This window comes from Bacillus sp. FSL M8-0350 (assembly GCF_038593345.1).
GTDB lineage: Bacteria > Bacillota > Bacilli > Bacillales > Bacillaceae > Bacillus > Bacillus safensis.
Genome location: NZ_CP151985.1, coordinates 1748891 through 1770041, shown reverse-complemented (window position 1 = coordinate 1770041; position 21151 = coordinate 1748891). Strand labels below are relative to the sequence as shown.

The window sequence follows — 21151 nt, the reverse complement described above, 5'->3', positions numbered from 1 at the left end:
CAAAAAAGATACCTCATCCCTCGGGTATCTTTTTTGTTTTACACTTCAATATACAGCCCATACTCCTGAATGTTTCCTAAAGATCGTTCCTTTTGCAGAATTCTTTTTTGCGGCTCACCGATCAAGTCAAAATGAGGAAACCCTTCGCGGTCATGAATCCATTCTTTTTTTAGTCCATGTCTTTCTCCCCACTCAACTAACCGCTTCATATCCTGACAGGCTGCTTTTGTGACGGTATTGGCGTTTGGAAAACGGTCATCAAGCCAGTAGTGTGTTAAAAAAGCAACTTTTCCTTGCTGGACAGCTGATTTCCAAGCGTTTAAATCGCTTCGTTTAATACCAAAAGCCATAAATTAAACCTGCTTCTTCTTCGACTGTTCATATACTTTATGCCAGGCAGGAAAGGCTTTTCTAAATTGAATAGGTCTAAAGGTGTCTTTATCGACACAAATATGTGAGGTTGTCCCTGTAATCGCTGTTTGTCCATCAGGTTTTTGAATTTCATAGCCATACACCGTTTTGACCCCATTATATTCTTCAATCCATGTATGAACGGTTGCTGTTTCACCATACAGCAATGGTTTTTTATATTGAACCTGCAAGTCTATAACAGGTGCAAGAGCGCCGTCTGCTTCTAGCTGTGCATAGGAAAAACCTAATTCTTTTATCAATGCTGTTCTGCCAACTTCCATCCAAATTAAATAATTGGCATGATACACGATGCCCATTTGATCTGTTTCTGCATAACGGACTTCTATTTCTTTTTTGGATATATACACGTTTTCATCGCTCTCCTATCAAAACCTAAGGTCTGTCTCTGTCATTTTACCACATTCCAAATGGTTCTTCTAAAAAGAGGCAATAAAATAAACCAGGAATCCCTGGTTTATTCGGTATAGCCATTCTTTCTTGCTGCTTCTTCGTCCTTGATCTCAGAACGCATCGCGTCAATACTCATTTTGCGGTTTTCGTTTTTTTGTTTGATCATTTGCTTTTCTGTCTCTGTTGAAACGGACATCGCTGCTTCAGATTCATCAATATTGTCAAGAGTGTTCTCGATCATATCTTGCAGCTTTTCAACATTATCAGAACGATCATCTGGATTGGATTGATATGACTCGTTATTCATGATGATTCCCCTCCTTATTCGCCCTTCGTCTGTATCACATCAGGCTGTTCATTTGATTTATTATGCATCTTTTTACCTTTATTCCGTTTGTATGCTACAGGTTTTGTCCCTAAATGGTCTGGTGTAAACTGCGCTTGTTTATCATGCTCTCTACCCATTATCATCCCTCCCTCTTCTTTAGGATGAACGAAAACGGATAATTCATAACTTATTTCTGTCTAAATCGCTCTTCCAACTTTTCTTCAAGCTGGTTTAAAAATTCCTCATTGCTTAATAATTCTTTTTTATTTTCAAGCACAAGCTCTTCAAATGTGCGTCGTTTTCTTCTTCTCATTTCACTCACCTCCATATATGTATGATTACATTTTCGCCAAAACATTTAGAAAATAAGCAAAAGAGCTGAATCATTATAGATCCAGCTCTTTTTCAATTTCTTTTTTTGTCAGCATTTGATGCTTCACAGACATGATGCGTCCTTTTTCATCTAATATGTATGTCGTTGGGTATGAAAGCACCTGATATCTTGCTTGAATGCCTTTTTGGTCCAATAAAACAGGAAAGCTCACCTTTAATTCTTTTGTGAATGCTGCCACATGATCCACACTCTTTTCAGTGGTCGTTAAATTCACTGCTAGTACTTCAACTTGGTCATTTTCGCTCCTAATCGCGTCTAGATCCGGCATTTCCGTCCTGCACGGCTTACACCATGTCGCCCAGAAATTGACGAGCACCTTTTTCCCTCGGTAATCAGATAACGAGGCGGTTTTGCCATCAAGGGTTTTCAGTTCAAAATCAGGGGCTTGATCCCCTTTTTCAAGACCGATTGCGGGCTCTTTTGGCCCAAATAAATTCCACGCAAGTAAACCAATCAACACAAGTAAAACAGCGCTTGCCATTCCTTTTTTCCACATGATTGATCCTCCACTATTTTAAAAAAGAAGAGAAAGCTGTTGGATCGCCTTCTCTTCTTTGCTGTATTAGTTGCTTGCCAATTTTTCGCGAAGTACCATTTGAAGGATACCGCCATGACGATAGTAGTCGATTTCGACTTCACTGTCAAAGCGAACCACCACTTCAAACGTTTTCTCGTTTCCATCTGTGTCAATTGCTTTCACAGTGACGAGATCACGTGGACGAACTGTTTCGTCAACATGAACTTCAAATGTTTCTGTTCCTGTGAGACCATGAGTTTCTGCACTTTCTCCATCTTTAAACTGCAGAGGAAGTACGCCCATGAAGACAAGGTTACTTCTATGGATACGCTCAAAGCTTTCAGCTAGAACAAATTTAATTCCAAGAAGGTTTGTTCCTTTAGCAGCCCAGTCACGTGAAGAACCCATTCCGTAATCTTTACCTGCTAAGATCGCAAGACCTGTTCCATCCTCTTTATAACGCATGCATGCATCATAAATCGATGTCACTTCACCAGTTGGCCAGTAAGTTGTATAACCGCCTTCTGTTCCTGGTGCAATTTGGTTCTTAATACGGATGTTTGCAAAAGTACCTCTCATCATGACATGGTGGTTACCACGGCGAGATCCATATGAGTTAAAGTCTCTAGGCGATACGCCTCTTTCTTGCAAGTATTTGCCCGCCGGTGTGTCCTTACCAATCGCTCCAGCAGGAGAAATATGGTCAGTTGTGACAGAGTCACCGAACTTCGCAACGACGCGCAAGCCTTTAAGCGGTTCAACTTTACCAGGTTCAACTGATAGGTTTTCAAAGAATGGCGGGTTATCAATGTATGTGGAATTTTCATCCCATTTGTACAATGCATCATCCGTCGTTTTAATTTCATTCCATCGTTCATTGTTGTCAAAAACAGTTTCATACTCTGAACGGAATAGCTCAGGTGTGACAGTGCTTTTAACGACGCTGTTGATTTCATCCATTGATGGCCAAATGTCATTGAAATAAACGTTCTCGCCATTTTTATCGACACCGATAGGATCTTTTGTTAAATCAATATTCACCGTACCAGCAAGTGCATAAGCCACAACTAATGGTGGAGATGCAAGGTAGTTCCCTTTCACAAGCGGATGAATACGACCTTCAAAGTTACGGTTACCTGATAAAACAGAAGTGATCAGCAGATCATTTTCAGAGACTGCATCTTCAATTTCTTTCTCAAGCGGTCCGGAGTTTCCGATACATGTTGTACAGCCATATCCAACAATGTTAAATCCGAGGTCTTTTAAATATGGAAGAAGTCCCGAATTCACAAGGTACCCTGTTACAACTTTAGAACCCGGCGCTAGTGACGTTTTCACGTAGTTCGGCACTTTCATACCGAGCTCGCTTGCTTTCTTCGCAACAAGACCTGCTCCGATTAACACGTATGGGTTCGATGTATTCGTACAGCTCGTAATCGCTGCAATCGCAATCGCACCTGTCTTCATCACAGCTTTTTCACCGTTTGCAAGATCAAATTCGATTTGTTTATCAAGCTCTGATTTATCTAAGCCAAAACCTTGGTTACCAGCTGGGCTTTCGATGTGTTGATGGAACGTTTCTTTCATTTTAGAAAGTGGAATCAAATCTTGTGGACGTTTTGGTCCAGATAAGTTTGACTCAATTTTAGAAAGATCAATTTCCACAACATCAGTAAAAATTGGCTCTTCTGCATCTGGCGTATAGAATAAGCCATTTGCGCGAGAATATTCTTCAACGATATTAATTTGCTCTTCATCACGTCCAGTAAGGCGAAGGTAAGCAAGGGCTTCTTCATCTACTGGGAAGAATCCGCAAGTAGCACCGTATTCTGGCGCCATGTTCGCAATGGTTGCACGATCTGCTAACGGCAATTGTGCAACACCCGGTCCGAAGAACTCAACGAACTTGTTCACTACGCCTTTTTCACGAAGGACTTGTGTGACTTTTAATGCAAGGTCAGTTGCAGTTGTTCCATTTGGAAGCTCTCCAACTAATTTAGCACCAATCACTTCTGGTACTGGGAAGTATGAAGGTTGACCAAGCATACCAGCTTCCGCTTCGATACCGCCAACGCCCCATCCAAGTACACCGATACCGTTAATCATCGTTGTATGAGAGTCAGTTCCAACTAATGTATCTGGGTAAGTGATGATCTCGCCATCTTCTTCAATCGCATGAACAACACTTGCAAGATACTCTAAGTTCACTTGGTGAACAATTCCTGTTGCAGGCGGGACAGCTTGATAGTTATTAAACGCTTTCTTTGCCCAGCTAAGGAAGTTATAACGCTCTGCGTTACGTTCGAATTCTAAATCCATGTTAATGTTTAATGCATCTTCAGTTCCAGCTTTATCAACTTGTACTGAGTGGTCAATCACAAGGTCAACTGGAATTTCAGGGTTGATTTTATCCGGATCCCCGCCTACATCTGCCATTGCTTTTCTTAAAGAAGCAAGGTCAACGACGGCTGGTACACCCGTGAAGTCTTGTAAAATAACACGAGAAGGTTTAAACGGAACATCAATTTCTTTTACCTCGGCAGTTCCCCATTTTGCCAAGTTTTCAACGTGTTCCTTCTTGATCACTCTACCGTCTACTTGGCGAAGCACTGATTCTAAAAGTACCTTAATGGAATAAGGCAGCTTAGAAACATTTCCGATTCCTTGTTTCTCTAGTGCTTCTAACGAATAATAGTGATACGTTTTCCCATTTGTCGAAAACGTTTTTCTAGATTGAAAAGCGTCTTGTTTAGCGACTTGCTGCTGTTTCGACATGTCCAAAATCCCCCTTTTGATGATCAAGATCAATTTCAATTCTCAGAAAAATCGTCGTATTTCACCACAATTTTCTCACAATTTCATCTTAAAACAAATTCATACATAAGTAAATAACAATGCTTTTATTAAATTCAATAAGTTTAACTTATCATTAGGAAATGATTACTCTTCATAAACGAAGCGGGGCGGGCTCATACTACAAATGAGGTGATAGAACATGACAAAACGCAAAGCGAATCATGTCATTAATGGCATGAACGCAGCCAAAAGCCAGGGTAATGGCGCAGGCTATACGGAAGATGATCAGCTCGTTTTAACAGAAGAACAAAGGCAAAACAATAAAAAACGTAAAAAGAATCAATAAGAAGGAGCCAAACATCATGACGAATAAAAACACAGGGAAAGACATCCGTCAAAACTCTCCTAAGGAGCATCAAGGCGGTCAGCCTGAGCCGTTATCAGGCAGTAAAAAAGTGAAAAACCGCAACCATACAAGACAAAAGCACAATTCTCATCATGATATGTAATGATCCCCCTCTCATCCCGTGACCACACGGGATGTTTTAGGTCTTTCACACATTTCTATTTTCATCATATGATTTATTATGAGATGTGATGGAGGAGTGTTTATGGAGAATGAAAAGCAATCGAATTCCTCTGATTTTATTGAAATAGATGATTGGCTCAATGTTTTAATGGATGATCCATTTGCCTGGTATGATGAACACCTCCCAATTGATCTTTATGAAACAAGCCGTGATTATATTATCGAAATCGATGTCTCCACCTTATCGATCACTGATGTAAAGCTGACCTTCGCTGGACATGAGCTGACGTTGACTTACACAGTACAACATGCAAATGGTGAAGGCGAACAGCCAATTGAAAAAAGCGTGATGCTCCCTTTTTATTTAAACGACAAAGACATTGAAACAGATTATGAAAACCGAGTCATATCGATCAAAATTAAAAAATGTTCCGACCATCCAAACGGTGCATTTTCCTTTCAAATCCCGCACTTCAAACATTAAGAGCCCACCTTTATATAGGTGGGCTCTCTTCCCGTTCGTTTCAAGTCAATACCTTTTGCGAACCACCATGGCCAAATAGTAGAGTCGCTATATGATAATGTATTCTTTTTCTATTAATTGGTTTGGGTCATTCTAGTAAATGGGCGGCTATCAATGAAAAAGGGCATTTATAGAGATCATAGACATACATTTTTGTTATTTTCTTCTATCCTCTCTTCATGTAATATAAAATAGAGAGATAAGGGGTATAAGGAGTGAGAACATGTTAAGCGGCTGGTTTTTGTGGTTCATTTTATTTTGGGGTACAGTGATGATCGGATTACTCGCAATCGGTGGCTTTTTTATGTTTCGCAAGTTTTTAAAACGATTGCCAAAGGAAGATGGGAAATCAGAGCTTGATTGGCAGGATGAATATATTCAAAAGAGCCTTCACCTATGGCGGGATGAGGACAAACAGCTGTTAAATGAACTCGTATTGCCTGTTCCAGAGCTGTTTAGAGATGTTGCCAAAGAAAAAATTGCAGGTAAAATCGGTGAGCTGGCATTAAAAGAACAGGCTGCCAGCATTAATTTAGACTTAATCATTCGCGGCTACATTATGGCCACACCAAAGCGGGATCATAAGTTTTTACTGAAGCGCCTTCAAGAAAAAAACATTGATCACTCGCCATATGAATCGTTATTAAAATAACCTCCTTTTATAAAGGAGGTTTCAGCGTTTAGACAAACCCTCGCATTCTTTGTCAGTCCTGCGCGCTGGTGCTCACGAATGTTAAATTCGCTCCGCAAAAGTAGCTGTCCTTCCTAGACTTCAAAGGTTTTCAATAACGCTGAATAGAAGACAAAGGGCTAAAATAAAAGATCATTTTAGCCCTTTGTCAACAATATGTAACCTCCTTTATTAAAAGGAGGTTTAATTCATTTGAATCTGCTGCGGATCTAATTGTTTAGACAGCTTTCTAAACGATAAATACATGGCAACCCGCCAAGGCACGATCATGCCAAAGGCAAGAATCCAAAACATCCCGCTTAATGAACCATAATCAATAGAAGAACTCAAGATGGTCTTCATCCCGATACGAAGGACAAGAAGTCCAATGAGAATGAACACAAATGCTTTTGACCGTTTTAAGTAGATGTCATTACCTCTAATTTCAAACTTCGATGTTTTGATTAAAAATATGGAGAAAAACATCCCCACTGTGATCGCTTCTAGAAATTCAGCTCCAGTTACCCGAAACATAGGAACAAAAAACATCAATGCACCAGTGCTCATGAAAATAGGAGGTAAAATAATTTTTTTCGCAGTTGCAGGTTTTGCAGATGACTTAATGCGAATAAACATGACGGCCACCGCCATACATACCGCAATTATAGAAGAGATCAAGATCATCATATCAAATCATTCCTTTATTCTTTAAGGTCAGCCTATGTATAATATACTCCAATTGACGAAAAAAAACCATTCGCCGCGACTGTAGAAAACGATTTCAAAAGCCTGTAAAGCCGCCAAACAATGATGAGAACATGATGATAATCCATGTCAGAAGATCAAAGAACAGCAAAATCCCTACCACAATCATAATGATTCCGCCAATTCGCATGATGAGCTGCTGACGTTTTCTGATCCACGCCATTTTCGTAATGAAAAAGGAAAGAATAAAAAACGGGACGGCAAATCCGAATACATACGCAATCATATACATGACCGCCGACTCAGGATTGTTACTCGCTAGTGTGATGACAGCAGATAAAATAGGTCCTGTACAAGGTGTCCATCCAGCGGCAAAGCCCATTCCGATGAGAATAGATCCAAAAAAACCAGCAGGACGATTTTTGAACTGGATTCTCTTTTCGCCCATGAGAAAAGAGGGCTTGAATACACCAAGAGTCATAAAACCAAAGAAAATAATGAGGATGGCTCCAATTTGACGAATCGCTTGATGATAATCATTAAAAAACTTCCCGACAAACGATGTCCCAAAGCCAATCGCAATAAATATAATAGAGAACCCAACTAAAAAGAATAAAGTATGAAGCAGACTTCTTCTTCTCAGCATCACCTTCTCGGATTTCACTTCATCTATACTAACGCCCGTAATATACGATAAAAATGCTGGATAAAGCGGCAGACAGCACGGTGAAATAAAAGAAAGAAATCCTGCTCCAAATGCTAAAAAGTAATTCAAATCTGTCAAAAGAACACCCCCTTCTTACAATATACAATAAGAGATGACAAAATCATTTCATTTTTTTTACATCACCTCAATAAAGATGGTCTATTCTCTTAAAACCTTATATAATTTAATTTGACATCAAGATAATGAATCCTTTAAATTTGAAAATAAACCTTAAAATGGATATAATAGAATCGATTCTTTTTATCAAGATTTGCATGAAAGGAACATGACTTTGGTAAAAACATCATTATTAACTCAAATCGAAGAAAAAAGAGAAGAGTTGATGAAAGTTGTCTTGCATAATGGGATGACATCAACAGTGACCATCGAACATAGCCAGCAGCTAGATCATCTCCTCTTACAATATCAACGACACTTACACTCAAACTCAGCCAACTAATCATACTTCATGATATCAAACATGCCGCACCATTTTTAGAACAGTTGATATGTGTGACCATAAACGAAACAAAAAACCTCTGACTTAGGGGTTTTTTGTTTTTTACATACTCTTGACGCCATAATAAAAACCACCTTCCCTGCTTCATTCATGCAAGTACAGTGGTTTTAAGCGTCTGATGAAGGTGAATTGAATAAAGAAAGGACAATGCTTGTCCATTCTTTAAAACCATGTTCCATCTATGATCATAATATCGTACGTATTATTTCGCTTGGTTGTTCATGGCTTTCATCATTTGATTGATTTTCTTCTGGGACGGTTTCATGCCCATTTGCATCATCATCATTCGAAGCATTTGTTCATTAATCGGTGGATTCTTTTTCAAATAGCTCATCATATACTTACGAGCAATAAAGAATCCGAGTGCAACTCCTGCAAGCAGTGCAACAACGCCTACAAGGATGACAACCCATAAATCCATAATTCTTCCTCCTTCATGTTGTCTCGTATAAAGTGTACTAAACAAAAGGCTATTATACAACATTTCACGTTCAATTTTATTTTTTTAAACAAAATTCCTCACTTTTACTGGATTGAGCCATCCGTGTTTCTTTGAACTAAAGTCCATTGCAAGAAAACAAGGGCTGATTTTTCTCAGCACTTCAAAAAACACCGCTTCTGCCTCATAACTGCCAGTGGCAGACATTTGAATATACCGGTCTTTAATAATAAATGCTGCAGTTCCTTTTCCATCTGGTAAGGAAGCGCTGTAAATCGAGCCTATTTGTGTATAGTGAATGTTCGTTAAGTTATTCATTAGACGCTGGTGCATATGAAAAGCAGGGATTCGTTTCGTCACATAATCCACTTGCTTCACAAGCATTACAAGTTCATCGTCAGTGCGGTTCGTCCAATGTAACGACTCAAACAAATGAAACAAAATCGATTCTCTGCCAAAATAGTGATGCGCAAATTCATCCTCAATCCAATAAATATAATAATGACGTTCCATGTCTATCCCTTCCTTTCACATTTCGTCAATCTCGTTTATTGCTTGTATTATACAAAAATGTGAAAGAAAGAATTGTCTATATATGAAGCAAGAAGAAACTAGTTTTGTCAAAAAAACAAGAAAAAAGAAAAAAGTTTGCAGAGCGGATGAAAATGCTCTGCAAACAGATAGCAAAAAAGCATGATGCTTGGAGTTCGTTTATTTATTCAGCTTCGCTTTCACACGGCTGACTACATTGCTGACAGTAAAGCCGTATTTCTCGATAATGGTTTCTCCTGGTGCAGAAGCGCCAAATTTATCAATTGCAATCACGTCACCATCAAGCCCCGTGTAACGCTCCCAGCCAAGTGAAGCACCCATTTCAATTGCAATACGTGCACATACTGCTTTAGGAAGAACGGATTCTTTGTATTCGTCTGACTGCTGATCGAAGCGATCCCATGCAGGAAGGCTGACAACAGACGCGCGGATACCTTCTTTTTCAAGTGCCTTTTGTGCTTCAATGGCTAAACCAACCTCAGATCCTGAAGCGAGTAGAAGTGCTTCCGGCTGTGCATCAGCTGCTTCAACCACAACGTATCCACCTTTTTCTACTCCCTCATATGCCTTCTCTGGTGCCTGGTCAATTGTTGGAAGGTTTTGACGAGTAAGAACTAGTGCTGTCGGTTTATCCGTTGAAGATACAGCTAGTTTCCACGCTGCAGCTGTTTCATTTCCATCTGCTGGGCGGATAACGGAAAGATTAGGCATCGCACGCAGTGAAGCAAGCTGTTCAACCGGTTCATGCGTTGGACCATCTTCACCAACAGCGATACTATCATGAGTAAAGACGTAAGTGACTGGAAGTCCCATTAAGGCAGCAAGACGAATCGCTGGTCTTAAGTAATCTGAGAAAACAAAGAACGTTCCGCCAAATACACGAAGACCGCCGTGAAGTGCCATACCATTGAGCGCTGCACCCATTGCAAATTCTCTGACACCGAACCAAATGTTTTTGCCGGCATAATTATTTTTCCCGAAATCATCTGTGTTTTTAATCGTTGTTTTATTTGATCCAGCAAGGTCAGCAGACCCGCCAATAAAGAAAGGTACTTGCTTTGCAATGCCATTTAACACTTCACCTGAAGATGCGCGGGAAGCAAGGCTTGAACCTGCTTCATAAACAGGAATTTCTTGATCCCAATTCTCAGGAAGCTTTCCTTCAATCGCAAGCTTCAGCTGTGCTGCCAGCTCTGGATATTCTTTTTCGTATTGCGCAAACAATTCATTCCACGCTGCTTCTTTTTTCTGTCCAGCGTCTTTGACAGCTTCTTTGAAATGATCGTACACTTCAGAAGGTACATGGAAATCTTCTTCAAACGTCCAAGAGTAAGCTTCCTTCGTCAGCTTTGCTTCCTCGCTGCCAAGCGGTGCACCATGCACACCAGACGTTCCCGCACGGTTTGGAGATCCGAAACCGATCGTTGTTTTCACTTCGATTAATGTAGGTCTGTCTGTGCTTTGCTTCGCCTTTTCAATAGCAGCTGTTACTTCTTCGATGTTATTGCCGTCTTTCACGTAAAGAACTTCCCAGTTCATCGCTTCAAAACGATTCTTCACATTTTCAGAGAATGAACGATCTAAATCGCCATCTAAAGAAATGTCATTTGAATCGTAAAGAACGATTAAACGGCCTAAGCCTAAATGACCAGCAAGTGAAGCTGCTTCAGAGGAAATTCCCTCCATTAAGTCTCCATCTCCGCAAATGCTGTATGTATAGTGGTCTACAACATGAAAGTTGTCTTTGTTATACGTTTCCGCAAGATGTCTTTCTGCAAGTGCCATTCCTACTGCCATAGCAATTCCCTGGCCTAGTGGACCCGTTGTCGCGTCTACGCCTTCTGTGTGTCCAAATTCAGGATGTCCAGGTGTTTTGCTTCCCCATTGGCGGAATTGTTTTAAATCTTCAATGCTCAGATTGTATCCGCTTAAATGAAGCATGCTGTATAGAAGCATAGAACCATGGCCCGCAGATAAAACAAAGCGGTCTCTGTTAAACCAATTTGGATTTTGCGGACTTACGTTTAAGTGATTCGTCCATAAAGCGTATGCCATTGGTGCAGCACCCATCGGCATTCCTGGGTGACCGGAATTCGCTTTTTCAATTGCGTCTATGGAGAGAGTACGTATTGTTGCAATAGATTTCAATTCAATCGTTTCCATATAAATCCCCTTCCGTATCTTGTGTACACCATTATCATAAATCTACTGTCCTTTTTTCACAACTATTTCACGCTGAAAAAGAAGGATTTTGTCACATTTAGTTTATCGATCACCTAAAAAGTTATGCAAATATGAAAAAAGACGAGAATATTCTTCCCATCTTTTCAAAATTCAAGAAATCACAGCCTTAATGAAGGTTCTGATCTTTTTCTCTTTTTAATTTTTCTGGTGTGACATCGTTTCCTTCAGGGTCAACGATTTTGACAGTTTTAAGTGTATTTTTCATAGAAGAACGAAAAGCTTTTAAATACTCTTCTCTCAACTGCTTTTGTTCTGTTTTTTCAGCGTCTGATAAACCGGTTTCTTTCGACTTTTTTGAAAGCTCATTTATTCTTGCAAGCTGTTCTTTAGAAATCATGACAAACTCCTTTAAAGCATTTTCTCTACATACTACTAAATATCAATCATTTTGACAACAAATCACGCTTTAGGTGGTAAGGCCTTTTTCATATTCTTGATACCTTCTATGCACTGTTGCTTTTGAAATGTCAAAACCTAATGCCTGAAGAGTTGCGGCAATTTCGGCGAACGTCATGTTATTTTTTCTTAATCGAACAATTTCTGAAATAGGCACTTCAATACGCTCACGGCCAGGTGCATGGTCCTGCTGCCTTAAATTTAGTTCAGGCTGATATCCGCGCTCAACAGCCCTTTTCATCCCCCGCTTGATTTTCAGGTTATGAATTTTCCGTTGGTACTCTTCGACGACTCCTACAATCTCGATGACCATTTCATCTGCTTCTGAAAGCTCAAGCTCTCCTCTATGAAACACGCTGTATACCTTTACGTTCTCTTTAAATAGACAATGAAGAAGCGCAATTTTAGCTTGTCCTCTTCCAAGACGTGTTTCATCTTGGATAAGAACGGCATCGATCGACTCTTCCTTCAGTGCAGCAAGCATTTCAAACACGCCATCACGATCTAGCTCATATCCACTTGCTTTTTCTTTGATGACTTTGACCACATTCATCTTGTGCATGGCAGCTAAAGCCAGCAGTTCTTCTTCTTGTCTTTTCAGCGAGGTTTCCTGCTCTTCTTTCACAGTGCTTACTCTCGCATAAATGATTGCGTTCATGTCTTCAATCGACCTTTCTACTGTACTGTTGCAAGCTGATATACAACTGGATGCTCTTTTTTCACGGGTATGACAAGAATGTCTCCAGGCTGGATTTCTGTTGAAGCAAGATCATTGTGTTCTGTTACCCAGTCAATAAATGCATTTTTGTCGATTGATTTGCTGTCATTTACTTGATCAGCTAATCCCCAAAGAGTATCTCCTGATTGAACCTCTATTTTAACATATTGATTTGTATCATTATGGCTTGTGACTGCAATAAGTGAGAGAAATATGCCAACGATGAATGAGAATACCCCAATAAAAATAATAGATTCTTTTAACCTCATAATGTCATCTCTCCTAATAGAATGTGTGTTCGCTCTTTCTGTCTCTCATTATAAATACGAACAAACGTTTCTGTCAAACGTTTTTTCGAACCTATGTTTGTACTGTTAGGAAAAACATGCTATAATTTCTTTAAAATTGACGTTTTGAGGTGCAAAAGATGACGAAGCTATCAAAAAGACAACTCGATATCCTGAAATTCATCAAAGATGAAGTAAAAAGCAAGGGTTATCCCCCATCCGTCCGTGAAATTGGAGAAGCTGTCGGTCTAGCATCCAGTTCAACGGTCCATGGACATTTAGCTAGACTGGAAACAAAGGGCTTAATAAGAAGAGACCCGACAAAACCTAGAGCGATCGAAGTACTAGATGAAGAGGAAATGAATATTCCAAAGAGTGCTGTAATGAACGTTCCAGTCATCGGAAAAGTAACCGCCGGCCTTCCTATCACAGCTGTTGAGAATGTAGAAGAATACTTCCCTCTTCCAGAGACTTTTGCAGCACCAGACGAACAAGTGTTTATGCTTGAAATTATGGGAGAAAGTATGATTGATGCAGGTATTTTGGACAAGGACTATGTCATTGTGCGTCAGCAAAGCACCGCTAACAATGGAGATATTGTGGTCGCCATGACAGAGGAAGATGAAGCGACAGTGAAACGTTTCTATAAAGAAAATACACACTTTAGATTACAGCCAGAGAATCCATCTATGGAACCGATTATTTTACAGAATGTGAGTATACTAGGTAAAGTGATTGGCGTATTTCGAAATATTCATTAAAAAAAGCCGGTATTTCATCAGCTGCTGATGAGAACCGGCTTTTTCTTATGCACAGGAATATGCAAGAATACTTGAACTTGGGAAGGAGCCAAAAGTAAAGTTCGGCCATATAAAGCCAGTTGTTCTGCCAAATGGCTGTGAGGAAAGGACAAACATTAAAAATACTTGACCGTTTCTTAGGAACACAATCGTCCATCTTCTATTACAGCCCGCTGCAAAATGAACAGCTTGATGGCCTCCTGCACTTTGCGCAGATATAAGCGACTGCATACTTTGAGGCTGAGAGAGTGCTTGCTGATACTGCGAAATGATATGCTGCGGCGGAGCTGGCGGTGCCGATTGCCCGCCTGACCCTTGACCTGGCCAAGTACCTCCTCCAATCGGAAACCCAGGAAAACCTCCAATTTGAGGAATAGAAATCGATGGCAATCCCTGCATCTGCCTATCATATGAGTAACCATTCCACATATCTTCATACGGTTGATACATACGAAACACCACTTTCTTTAGACTTTCATCACGACAGTATATGTCATAAATAAAAAAGAGTGTTAAACGTCTAAATAGAAATTTTTCCAAAAGACGTTTCGTTCTTCTTTAGAACGGTTAAATAATGATTAAGAAGAAAAATAAAAAAAAATGAAAACTTTTTGTCTCCCTCAAACGTTATATAATTAGAAACAAAAGAAATAAAAAAACATTTAGATTTAATACTTGTAATATCACTGTAATTATTGTAACATTTGTAACATAAGAAGTTTTCATTGAGAAAAGGAGGCAATCGCCTTGAAAAAATTATTTATTTTATTAACTGCTATTATGCTTATGATCTCATTACAAACAACAACATTGGCCGCTTCCAAGAAATCAGCCGCTTTGACAAATAAAGAAGCGTTACATATTGCCCTTGATGCAAGAGAACATTTTTGGAGTGCAATGTCAGGCTACAAAATTAAAGACCATTCTAATGTCAAATTAAAATCATTTACCTATAAAGATATGACGTACAACTATCTTTCTAAAACATTTGATACAAAGAAAAAAATAAACAGCTACCTATCTCAAGTTTTCACTCAAGATGCCATCAAACATGGTTTAAAAGATTATCAGTTCATTGTTCATAAAGGCAAAATGGCTGTTCCAGTCGGTGATGGAGACAACATGCTCAATTGGGAAAAAGCCACACCTAAACTTGTTTCTAAAAAACAAACGGTCCGCACATATGAATTTACTGTCCCAACACTTGATGGACGCAAAGTAAAACGAACTGTAACGTACGAAAAAGTACAAAAAGATTGGAAAGTCACACAAATTGACGCTGTCATCTAAATAAAAACCAGGCCATTCATCGGCCTGGTTTTTATATTGGAGAAAATTCAGTCATACGGTCCAGCGCGTGAGCAAGTGATGATGCCGTGCGAAATTCATTAAAAGGAAGCCCGAGCTGCACTGCTGTTTGGGCAATTTCTGGTCTAATCCCTGAAATGGTCGTCTCTACTCCAATTAACCGAAGTGACGTGACAAGATCAAAGATTTGATGAGCCACCATTGTATCAATAATGACCACACCCGATAGATCAATACATAAATGCTGAACACCTTTTTGCGAGCACTGATTTAGCGTATTTTCTAAAATAATCTTTGCTCTCGCTGTGTCAATGTCACCTACTAAAGGCAATAACGCAATCTGGCTTTTTAAGACAATCACCGGTGAGCTCAATTCGTAAATCATATCTCTTTGAGCCACGAGTTTTTCGGTTGTATTTTTCACATATTGCTGGATAAACACATGGATTGAAATATTAAACGCTTCGGAAATTAAATCATACCAATAAAAGATGCGGTCAATATCAATTTCATCTTGACGCTGTTTGATAAATTCTTTTAAGTAATGCAGAACCACTCTTTGATTGGACATGTATTCTCTCACGACATAATCTAATGGTGTATTTAAATGCTTTGGGTCACTGGCTAATTCCTCAGACCATTTTTTAAATTCAGTATGTAAATACGTCTTATCTTCAATAATAGCTCGTATAAAATGCTGGTAATAATCTTGATTCTGCCGTTTTAACTCTGATATGATGCTGGAATCTGTTGAACGATATATGGATTCTGGATCATCGTCCTCAATTGATTCATACCATGTTTCAGTCAGCTCCTCTGCATGCTGCATAAAAAAATCGTATAATGCACGGTTCTTATCCATAAGCAAATGTCCCTTCACATTTTCTTCTTGTCAGTCTTTGTACCTTATAGATTGATTGTACCACTGAATCTTTTGTCCCTGCTAGCTCGAATAGGCTCTGATGATAAACAAAAGAGCCCCACTCTAGGGAGACTCTTTTCGATTTATTTCACAATGAATAATATTCTTTTCCCATCAGGAAACCCGCTGATTTGGTGCCCGACCCATGAGCCTGCTCCCCTATTATCAGATGGACTAACATATTGTACGCTTGCGCCTTTTCCTCCCTCAAGACAAACCGCCATTGGCCATTCATCCCGGTCAAAGCCAGGTTTTGTCGGAATTCCTTTTAATGATTCTTGCCTGCGGGCATCTGCTCCATTTCGGTCAATGGTACACACATCTGAATGCCCTTTTCGAATGGCTTCTTGAATATGACTGCCTGTTTCAGGGTACCTTTCCTTTGGAAATTGAACGACATGATCATATCGATCAGCCCCTTTTGCTGCCTGCTTCTCTCCAAATCCACCTAACAACGTGCCCATCCATATCACAAAACATAAGGCGACAGCAGCGATCCAGCCTCTTTTCATCTTCAAAAGCGCGTGACCCTCCTCATCCATCTTAAGCATCATCTTGACTGAAAGGAAATATGTCATTTTAATGTATGAGTGGTGCGCAGATGACATGAGAAAAAAATGATGAGGCTCTCAATCTCAAATCTCTCAGGTTAGAAATATGAATCCTATCAAATCAATTCATACAAAAAAGCTTGTCCCCTATGAAGGAAACAAGCTCTATTTTTTATTGCGCTTTCGCATAGTTTATAAACTCAACAAAAGCAGCTGTCGCTTTCGGACCGCCATTTATCGTTCCGTTTGAATACCCAGCGTTATGAACTCCAACGATTTGCTGGTTCTGATCCAGCATGGCAGAACCTGAATTTCCGCTGAATGTATCAATCGTATAGTACGCTAGATTCGTATCTTCTCTCGTCACAGGACCTGACATCTCCCACTGTGACACCTTGCCAGTCGATCTCATTTTATCACCAGGATATCCTGAGATTTTAATGGTTGTCCCAGTCAAGTTTGTCACCTGTCGGATGGATCGGTAGCCGACCGTATTGCCGATGTTCGTATCGGTTTTGATCACGGCAAAGTCATATTGGCTTGCTCCAGTATTAATATATCCGCTTGGCACATAGAACTCAGTCATTTTTGCTGAACCATTCACCGCAGTACTATCATTCATACCAGGATATACAGTCCCTTTCTCACTATAGCTTCTCGATGCCGTATTATATACGCAGTGTCCGTTTGTCAAAATTTTGTTAGGAGCAATGAGTGTTCCCGTACAGCTTGAGCCGCCAAATGTAATATAAGCAATCGAATTGTATGGTGCCACTCTTGTATTTGCTACTTTGGTTCTACCATCGTCTCCAATGACGACTTTCGTTTGAAAATCTTTTAAATATTTTGATAGTGGTTTTACTTTTTCACCAACAGTAGAAGAAAGATCATCCACTTTGTCAAAGGATGAGGGGGCTTTCGTATCATTGTGGAAATCAGTTGAAGAAATCACTTTACCATCAGAAGTCACCATGTCATAATCAGACGTTAGTACTGAATCCGATGCGGCATGGGCAAAACTAGGCACACTTAAAGCACCAAAAACGAGAAGAGAAGGGAGTAACATTTTCACCTTTTTCATTATATTCCTCCTTTATGTCCTATATCAAAAATCATACGATTGTTTCATATTGGAGTAAATGAGAGAATATTCTTATTTTTTACAAAATATTTCATTTCCAAATTAGGTGTTTTGTATCTTCCCAACCTTCATTCTATCGATCTCTTTCTATGAGAACAGAAAAAACCGCCTAATAGGCGGTCTTTCCTCTTTGTCAGCTCCACACATCTTTTACATATCTATTGTCATTTGCGAGGGTTGTCAGCCAATTTTCAGCTGTTTCTCTCGAGCATTGTTTCTCGTTTTGATAAAGATCGATCAGTGTAGCCTCTACATCTGGGGCCATAACTTTTCCGTCTCCGCACACGTACAGATAAGCACCTTGATCAAGCAATTCGATCAGCATGCCGCCGTCTTCTTTCAACAAATGCTGGACATATACTTTTTGCTCATCGTAACGAGAATAAGCGCGATGGATATGGACAACTCCGTTTTGCGCTGCAAGCTGCATTTCATCAAAATACAGATCATCTTCCTGAGGGTGACGGCAGCCAAAATATAGGTGGGCTTCGCTTAGCTGCTTCCCTTCCTTCTGCCACACTTCTCTTGCCTGAACAAATCCTCTAAATGGAGCGATCCCTGTACCTGGTCCAATCATAATCATCGGTATGTCTGATGAAGGGGGCAGCTGGAATCCGTCTTGCGCTTCATGCAGGAAGCAGGCTACTTCTTCCCCTTCTTTCAGACCACATAAATAGGTTGATGCGACTCCGGCATATTCTCCGCTTCCGCTCCATGCTTTACCTTTTACAACCGCCACTGTGATACTGACTTTTTCTTCATCTACCTTTGGCGAGCTAGAAATCGAGTAATAACGCGGCTTCAAACCTGGTAAAAGCGCCAAAAAGTGCACAAACGGCAGCTCACACGCTTCATATTGATCTAATAAATCCAGCATGGTTACTCGTTTCTTTAAGATGGCTTCTTGATATGCTTCACCAGCCATTTTTTCAAGCTCCACGCGGTGAGGCGGACATACAGTATGTGCTGCGAGCTCTCTTAACTGTGTACGTGTTGCAGGCTCTTGAAGCTCAACATGCGAGGCAAGTAATTCTTTGATTGGAATCGGCTGATCTAATGGTAAATGACTTGCCTCTTTCTCAGATGAAAGCTTAATGTGCTGCTCAGGATCTAGTTTAAAGCGGCGGGTCACACGCTGGACGAGTGCATCACTATTTTTCGGTACAATCCCAATATGATCGCCTTCTTTGTATGCTTTTCCAGCAGGTAATTTTAATTCAATATGTCTTGTCTGCCGTGTGCTTTTTTCTGATTGTAATTCTTCATTTTTCAATACAACAGCTGAAAAGGCATCATATATTTTAGCTACAGGACGTTCCACTAGCTCATTAGTATAAGCAACTGATAGGTTTGGCTTTTCCTTACCTTTTTCTTTGAAGGTGAGCTTAAATTCTTTTGCAAGCTGTTCGAAGACATTTTTCTGGAAGATTTCTTTATCCTCATCCATATCACCGCCTGCATCGCCTTCTCCTAAATCAGCTACACGTTTGGCTCCTTTTCTTTCTAGAGCTTCATCAATCAGACGGGGGATCCGCTGGTACGTACTCGCCCAATTTCGATCTCCGCATCCAAAGACAGCAAATGTCACGTTTGATAAATCCTGCTCCTCATCCTGCGCCAGCCAATCCACAAATTGCTTCGCATTGTCAGGTGGATGTCCGTTGTATGAAGCGGTCACGATGAGGACAGCACCTGTATCTGGCAATTGGCGTGTAAAGTCATCAAGCGGTGCAGTGGTCACATCAAACCCTTTTGCTTTCCCGTCTTCAGCCAATTCGTTCGCTATTTGCTTTGCTGTGCCAAGATTTGATCCGTACAAAACTAGCAGCGGTGTACCGTGACTCGCCACTTTTGACTCACTAGAATTGGTGCTTTTCTTCGGTTCTTCCTTCGGTGGTGCCATAAAGAATTGCTGCTTCCTTGGCCGTACTTTGATTTTAAAATCGTTAGGTTTAATTGTGAGAGATTCTTTTAAATCTAGCTCATAAGATGTGTGATCAATTAACTCTAAATTGTGCAGAACCATCGCGAGAACCATCGTAGCTTCATGCAGGGCGAACTGCATACCGATACATGCACGCTGGCCATTTCCGAACGGTTTATAGGCATGCTGCGGAATTTTCTCAGGGTGCATAAACCGCTCTGGTTTAAAGTCTTCTGCATCCTCTCCCCATACCGCTTGATCACGATGTAGTTTAGGGAGCAGAACAGAGACACTTTGATTCTTTTGAATCGGATATTTCCCCCCGATTACTGTGTCCTCTTTCGCATAAAGAGAGAACGTAGGCGCAGTTGGCCAGAGGCGGAGAGCTTCATTTAACACCATACGAGTGTAGCTTAGCTTTTGCACCTGTTTAAATGCCGGAAGCCCGCCCTGCAGCACCTCATCTGCTTCCTGGACGGCTTTCTTTAATTTCTCTGGATTCTTCAGTAAGAAATAAATCGCAAATGATAGCAGCCCGCTTGTTGTTTCGTGTCCTGCAATTAAGAAAGTGATGATTTGATAACGGATATTTTCATCGGATAAACGTTCACCTGTTTCAGGGTCCTCTGCATGCAGCATAAGAGACAGTAAATCATCGCCCGTTTTATCTTGTTTTCTTCGTTCCTGAATAATGTCATCTACTAATTTCTTCATAAAATCGACATGCTGTTCAAATTCTTTTCTTCTTTTGATCATCAGTTTATCTGCAATTGGCAATCGGCTCGACTGCTCCATTGCTTCATTTAAACCTTTCAGCATGCTGTCGATGAACGGATGCTGATTTTCTTTATAAAAGCTGTTAAAGCGAAAATCAAAACCGCAAAGGCCGATTGTATCTAAAGTCAGCTTTGTCATATCCTCAGCTACTTCAATTTCTTCATCGCGGCCTGTTCTTTGCCATTTTTGCACAAGCTGTGTGGCAATATCGAGCATCATTTCATGATAGCCCTTCATGGCCTGCTGGCTGAATGCAGGCATCAAAATTTGATGAGCCTTTCTCCAGTTCGGTTCTTCTGTCCAGCTTGTAAATAGTCCATCCCCTGAAAATGCTCTAACTTTACTCAGACTAGTCCCAATATATTTATCAAAACGGCTCTCGTCACATACTTCTTTGACAAGTTCATGGCTGGAAACAAAAATACTTGTTGCATTTGAAAATTCAAACTGAAAGATCGGTCCTAATTCATCTGCCAGCCGCCAAAAGGTTTGAGAAAGCTCTCCTTTTTTTATATGGGGAATATTTTTAAAAGGTCCGTATGTTTTTGGTTTTGGAATGATTGATGGTTGCTTCATATGCCC

Annotated in this window: 27 protein-coding genes; 7 read left to right on the top strand and 20 right to left on the bottom strand. The window is 40.2% G+C overall.

What is annotated here, in order from left to right; genetic code table 11:
• Positions 1-38 precede the first annotated feature (38 nt).
• The 7 genes from NSS80_RS09000 to acnA form a co-directional block, all read right to left on the bottom strand.
• Entirely contained in the window at positions 39-350 is a 312-nt protein-coding gene (locus NSS80_RS09000; RefSeq protein ID WP_041117529.1) for a hypothetical protein, read from the bottom strand.
• Between the two features lie 3 nt (positions 351-353).
• Positions 354-779, bottom strand: coding sequence for a thioesterase family protein (locus NSS80_RS08995; RefSeq protein WP_041117527.1), 426 nt, complete (start codon positions 777-779; stop codon positions 354-356).
• Positions 780-886: 107 nt separating this feature from the next.
• Entirely contained in the window at positions 887-1129 is a 243-nt protein-coding gene (tlp, locus tag NSS80_RS08990; protein WP_024427090.1) for a small acid-soluble spore protein Tlp, read from the bottom strand.
• A 14-nt stretch (positions 1130-1143) separates the two neighbouring features.
• Positions 1144-1287 carry an acid-soluble spore protein N gene (locus NSS80_RS08985; protein ID WP_008357830.1) on the bottom strand — a complete coding sequence of 48 codons (144 nt, stop codon included), beginning with the start codon at positions 1285-1287 and terminating at the stop codon, positions 1144-1146.
• Between the two features lie 50 nt (positions 1288-1337).
• Positions 1338-1508 (bottom strand): FbpB family small basic protein, encoded by a 171-nt coding sequence (locus NSS80_RS08980; RefSeq protein WP_229137412.1) that lies wholly within the window; start codon positions 1506-1508, stop codon positions 1338-1340.
• A 28-nt stretch (positions 1509-1536) separates the two neighbouring features.
• Positions 1537-2040: a TlpA disulfide reductase family protein gene (locus NSS80_RS08975; protein ID WP_024425141.1), complete on the bottom strand. Its 504-nt coding sequence runs from the start codon at positions 2038-2040 to the stop codon at positions 1537-1539.
• Between the two features lie 66 nt (positions 2041-2106).
• Positions 2107-4836, bottom strand: a complete 2730-nt coding sequence (gene acnA / locus NSS80_RS08970) for an aconitate hydratase AcnA (RefSeq protein ID WP_041117525.1) — start codon at positions 4834-4836, stop codon at positions 2107-2109.
• 220 nt (positions 4837-5056) lie between these two features.
• Here acnA and sspO point away from each other — a divergent pair, with 220 nt between their 5' ends.
• The 4 genes from sspO (at position 5057) to NSS80_RS08950 (ending at position 6561) form a co-directional block, all read left to right on the top strand.
• A complete protein-coding gene (gene sspO / locus NSS80_RS08965; protein WP_034283440.1) occupies positions 5057-5203 on the top strand; it encodes a small acid-soluble spore protein O in 147 nt (48 codons plus the stop codon).
• Between the two features lie 16 nt (positions 5204-5219).
• Positions 5220-5366, top strand: coding sequence for a small acid-soluble spore protein P (locus NSS80_RS08960; protein WP_003211331.1), 147 nt, complete (start codon positions 5220-5222; stop codon positions 5364-5366).
• A 102-nt stretch (positions 5367-5468) separates the two neighbouring features.
• The gene (locus NSS80_RS08955) at positions 5469-5870 is read left to right on the top strand and encodes an Hsp20/alpha crystallin family protein (protein WP_041117524.1); all 402 of its coding nucleotides are present in this window, start codon (positions 5469-5471) and stop codon (positions 5868-5870) included.
• Positions 5871-6132: 262 nt separating this feature from the next.
• Positions 6133-6561, top strand: coding sequence for a DUF2621 domain-containing protein (locus NSS80_RS08950; RefSeq protein WP_024427086.1), 429 nt, complete (start codon positions 6133-6135; stop codon positions 6559-6561).
• Positions 6562-6783: 222 nt separating this feature from the next.
• Here NSS80_RS08950 and NSS80_RS08945 read toward each other — a convergent pair whose 3' ends face one another.
• Both NSS80_RS08945 and NSS80_RS08940 read right to left on the bottom strand, forming a co-directional pair.
• Positions 6784-7266, bottom strand: a complete 483-nt coding sequence (locus tag NSS80_RS08945; RefSeq protein WP_024425136.1) for a CcdC protein domain-containing protein — start codon at positions 7264-7266, stop codon at positions 6784-6786.
• A 94-nt stretch (positions 7267-7360) separates the two neighbouring features.
• On the bottom strand, positions 7361-8068 hold the full coding sequence (locus tag NSS80_RS08940) for a cytochrome c biogenesis protein CcdA (protein WP_034283434.1): 708 nt from the start codon (positions 8066-8068) through the stop codon (positions 7361-7363).
• 214 nt (positions 8069-8282) lie between these two features.
• On the opposite strand from NSS80_RS08940, the gene NSS80_RS08935 reads away from it, so the two are divergent.
• On the top strand, positions 8283-8450 hold the full coding sequence (locus tag NSS80_RS08935; RefSeq protein WP_008343814.1) for an aspartyl-phosphate phosphatase Spo0E family protein: 168 nt from the start codon (positions 8283-8285) through the stop codon (positions 8448-8450).
• Positions 8451-8712: 262 nt separating this feature from the next.
• Here the strand turns inward: NSS80_RS08935 and NSS80_RS08930 are convergent, their stop codons facing one another.
• From NSS80_RS08930 to yneA, 6 genes are all read right to left on the bottom strand, one after another.
• Entirely contained in the window at positions 8713-8931 is a 219-nt protein-coding gene (locus NSS80_RS08930) for a YneF family protein (protein WP_003212379.1), read from the bottom strand.
• Between the two features lie 84 nt (positions 8932-9015).
• Positions 9016-9462 carry a sporulation inhibitor of replication protein SirA gene (gene sirA, locus NSS80_RS08925; protein ID WP_024425134.1) on the bottom strand — a complete coding sequence of 149 codons (447 nt, stop codon included), beginning with the start codon at positions 9460-9462 and terminating at the stop codon, positions 9016-9018.
• Between the two features lie 198 nt (positions 9463-9660).
• The gene (tkt, locus tag NSS80_RS08920) at positions 9661-11664 is read right to left on the bottom strand and encodes a transketolase (RefSeq protein WP_317222028.1); all 2004 of its coding nucleotides are present in this window, start codon (positions 11662-11664) and stop codon (positions 9661-9663) included.
• Between the two features lie 187 nt (positions 11665-11851).
• Positions 11852-12082, bottom strand: a complete 231-nt coding sequence (locus tag NSS80_RS08915) for a DUF896 domain-containing protein (protein ID WP_024425132.1) — start codon at positions 12080-12082, stop codon at positions 11852-11854.
• A 69-nt stretch (positions 12083-12151) separates the two neighbouring features.
• On the bottom strand, positions 12152-12799 hold the full coding sequence (locus NSS80_RS08910) for a recombinase family protein (protein ID WP_034283427.1): 648 nt from the start codon (positions 12797-12799) through the stop codon (positions 12152-12154).
• A gap of 17 nt (positions 12800-12816) precedes the next feature.
• The gene (yneA, locus tag NSS80_RS08905) at positions 12817-13128 is read right to left on the bottom strand and encodes a cell division suppressor protein YneA (RefSeq protein ID WP_034283425.1); all 312 of its coding nucleotides are present in this window, start codon (positions 13126-13128) and stop codon (positions 12817-12819) included.
• Positions 13129-13286: 158 nt separating this feature from the next.
• Here yneA and lexA point away from each other — a divergent pair, with 158 nt between their 5' ends.
• On the top strand, positions 13287-13907 hold the full coding sequence (lexA, locus tag NSS80_RS08900; RefSeq protein WP_034283422.1) for a transcriptional repressor LexA: 621 nt from the start codon (positions 13287-13289) through the stop codon (positions 13905-13907).
• Between the two features lie 45 nt (positions 13908-13952).
• Here lexA and NSS80_RS08895 read toward each other — a convergent pair whose 3' ends face one another.
• On the bottom strand, positions 13953-14396 hold the full coding sequence (locus tag NSS80_RS08895; protein ID WP_252050462.1) for a hypothetical protein: 444 nt from the start codon (positions 14394-14396) through the stop codon (positions 13953-13955).
• A gap of 297 nt (positions 14397-14693) precedes the next feature.
• On the opposite strand from NSS80_RS08895, the gene NSS80_RS08890 reads away from it, so the two are divergent.
• On the top strand, positions 14694-15236 hold the full coding sequence (locus tag NSS80_RS08890; RefSeq protein ID WP_317222029.1) for an IseA DL-endopeptidase inhibitor family protein: 543 nt from the start codon (positions 14694-14696) through the stop codon (positions 15234-15236).
• 31 nt (positions 15237-15267) lie between these two features.
• Here the strand turns inward: NSS80_RS08890 and NSS80_RS08885 are convergent, their stop codons facing one another.
• The 4 genes from NSS80_RS08885 to NSS80_RS08870 form a co-directional block, all read right to left on the bottom strand.
• Complete coding sequence (locus NSS80_RS08885) at positions 15268-16116, bottom strand: STAS domain-containing protein (protein ID WP_317222030.1); 849 nt, start codon at positions 16114-16116, stop codon at positions 15268-15270.
• Between the two features lie 143 nt (positions 16117-16259).
• The gene (locus NSS80_RS08880; RefSeq protein WP_044335941.1) at positions 16260-16640 is read right to left on the bottom strand and encodes a NucA/NucB deoxyribonuclease domain-containing protein; all 381 of its coding nucleotides are present in this window, start codon (positions 16638-16640) and stop codon (positions 16260-16262) included.
• Between the two features lie 259 nt (positions 16641-16899).
• Complete coding sequence (locus NSS80_RS08875) at positions 16900-17808, bottom strand: trypsin-like serine protease (protein WP_041117517.1); 909 nt, start codon at positions 17806-17808, stop codon at positions 16900-16902.
• 193 nt (positions 17809-18001) lie between these two features.
• Positions 18002-21145: a bifunctional cytochrome P450/NADPH--P450 reductase gene (locus NSS80_RS08870; protein ID WP_046311196.1), complete on the bottom strand. Its 3144-nt coding sequence runs from the start codon at positions 21143-21145 to the stop codon at positions 18002-18004.
• Between the last annotated feature and the right edge of the window lie 6 nt (positions 21146-21151).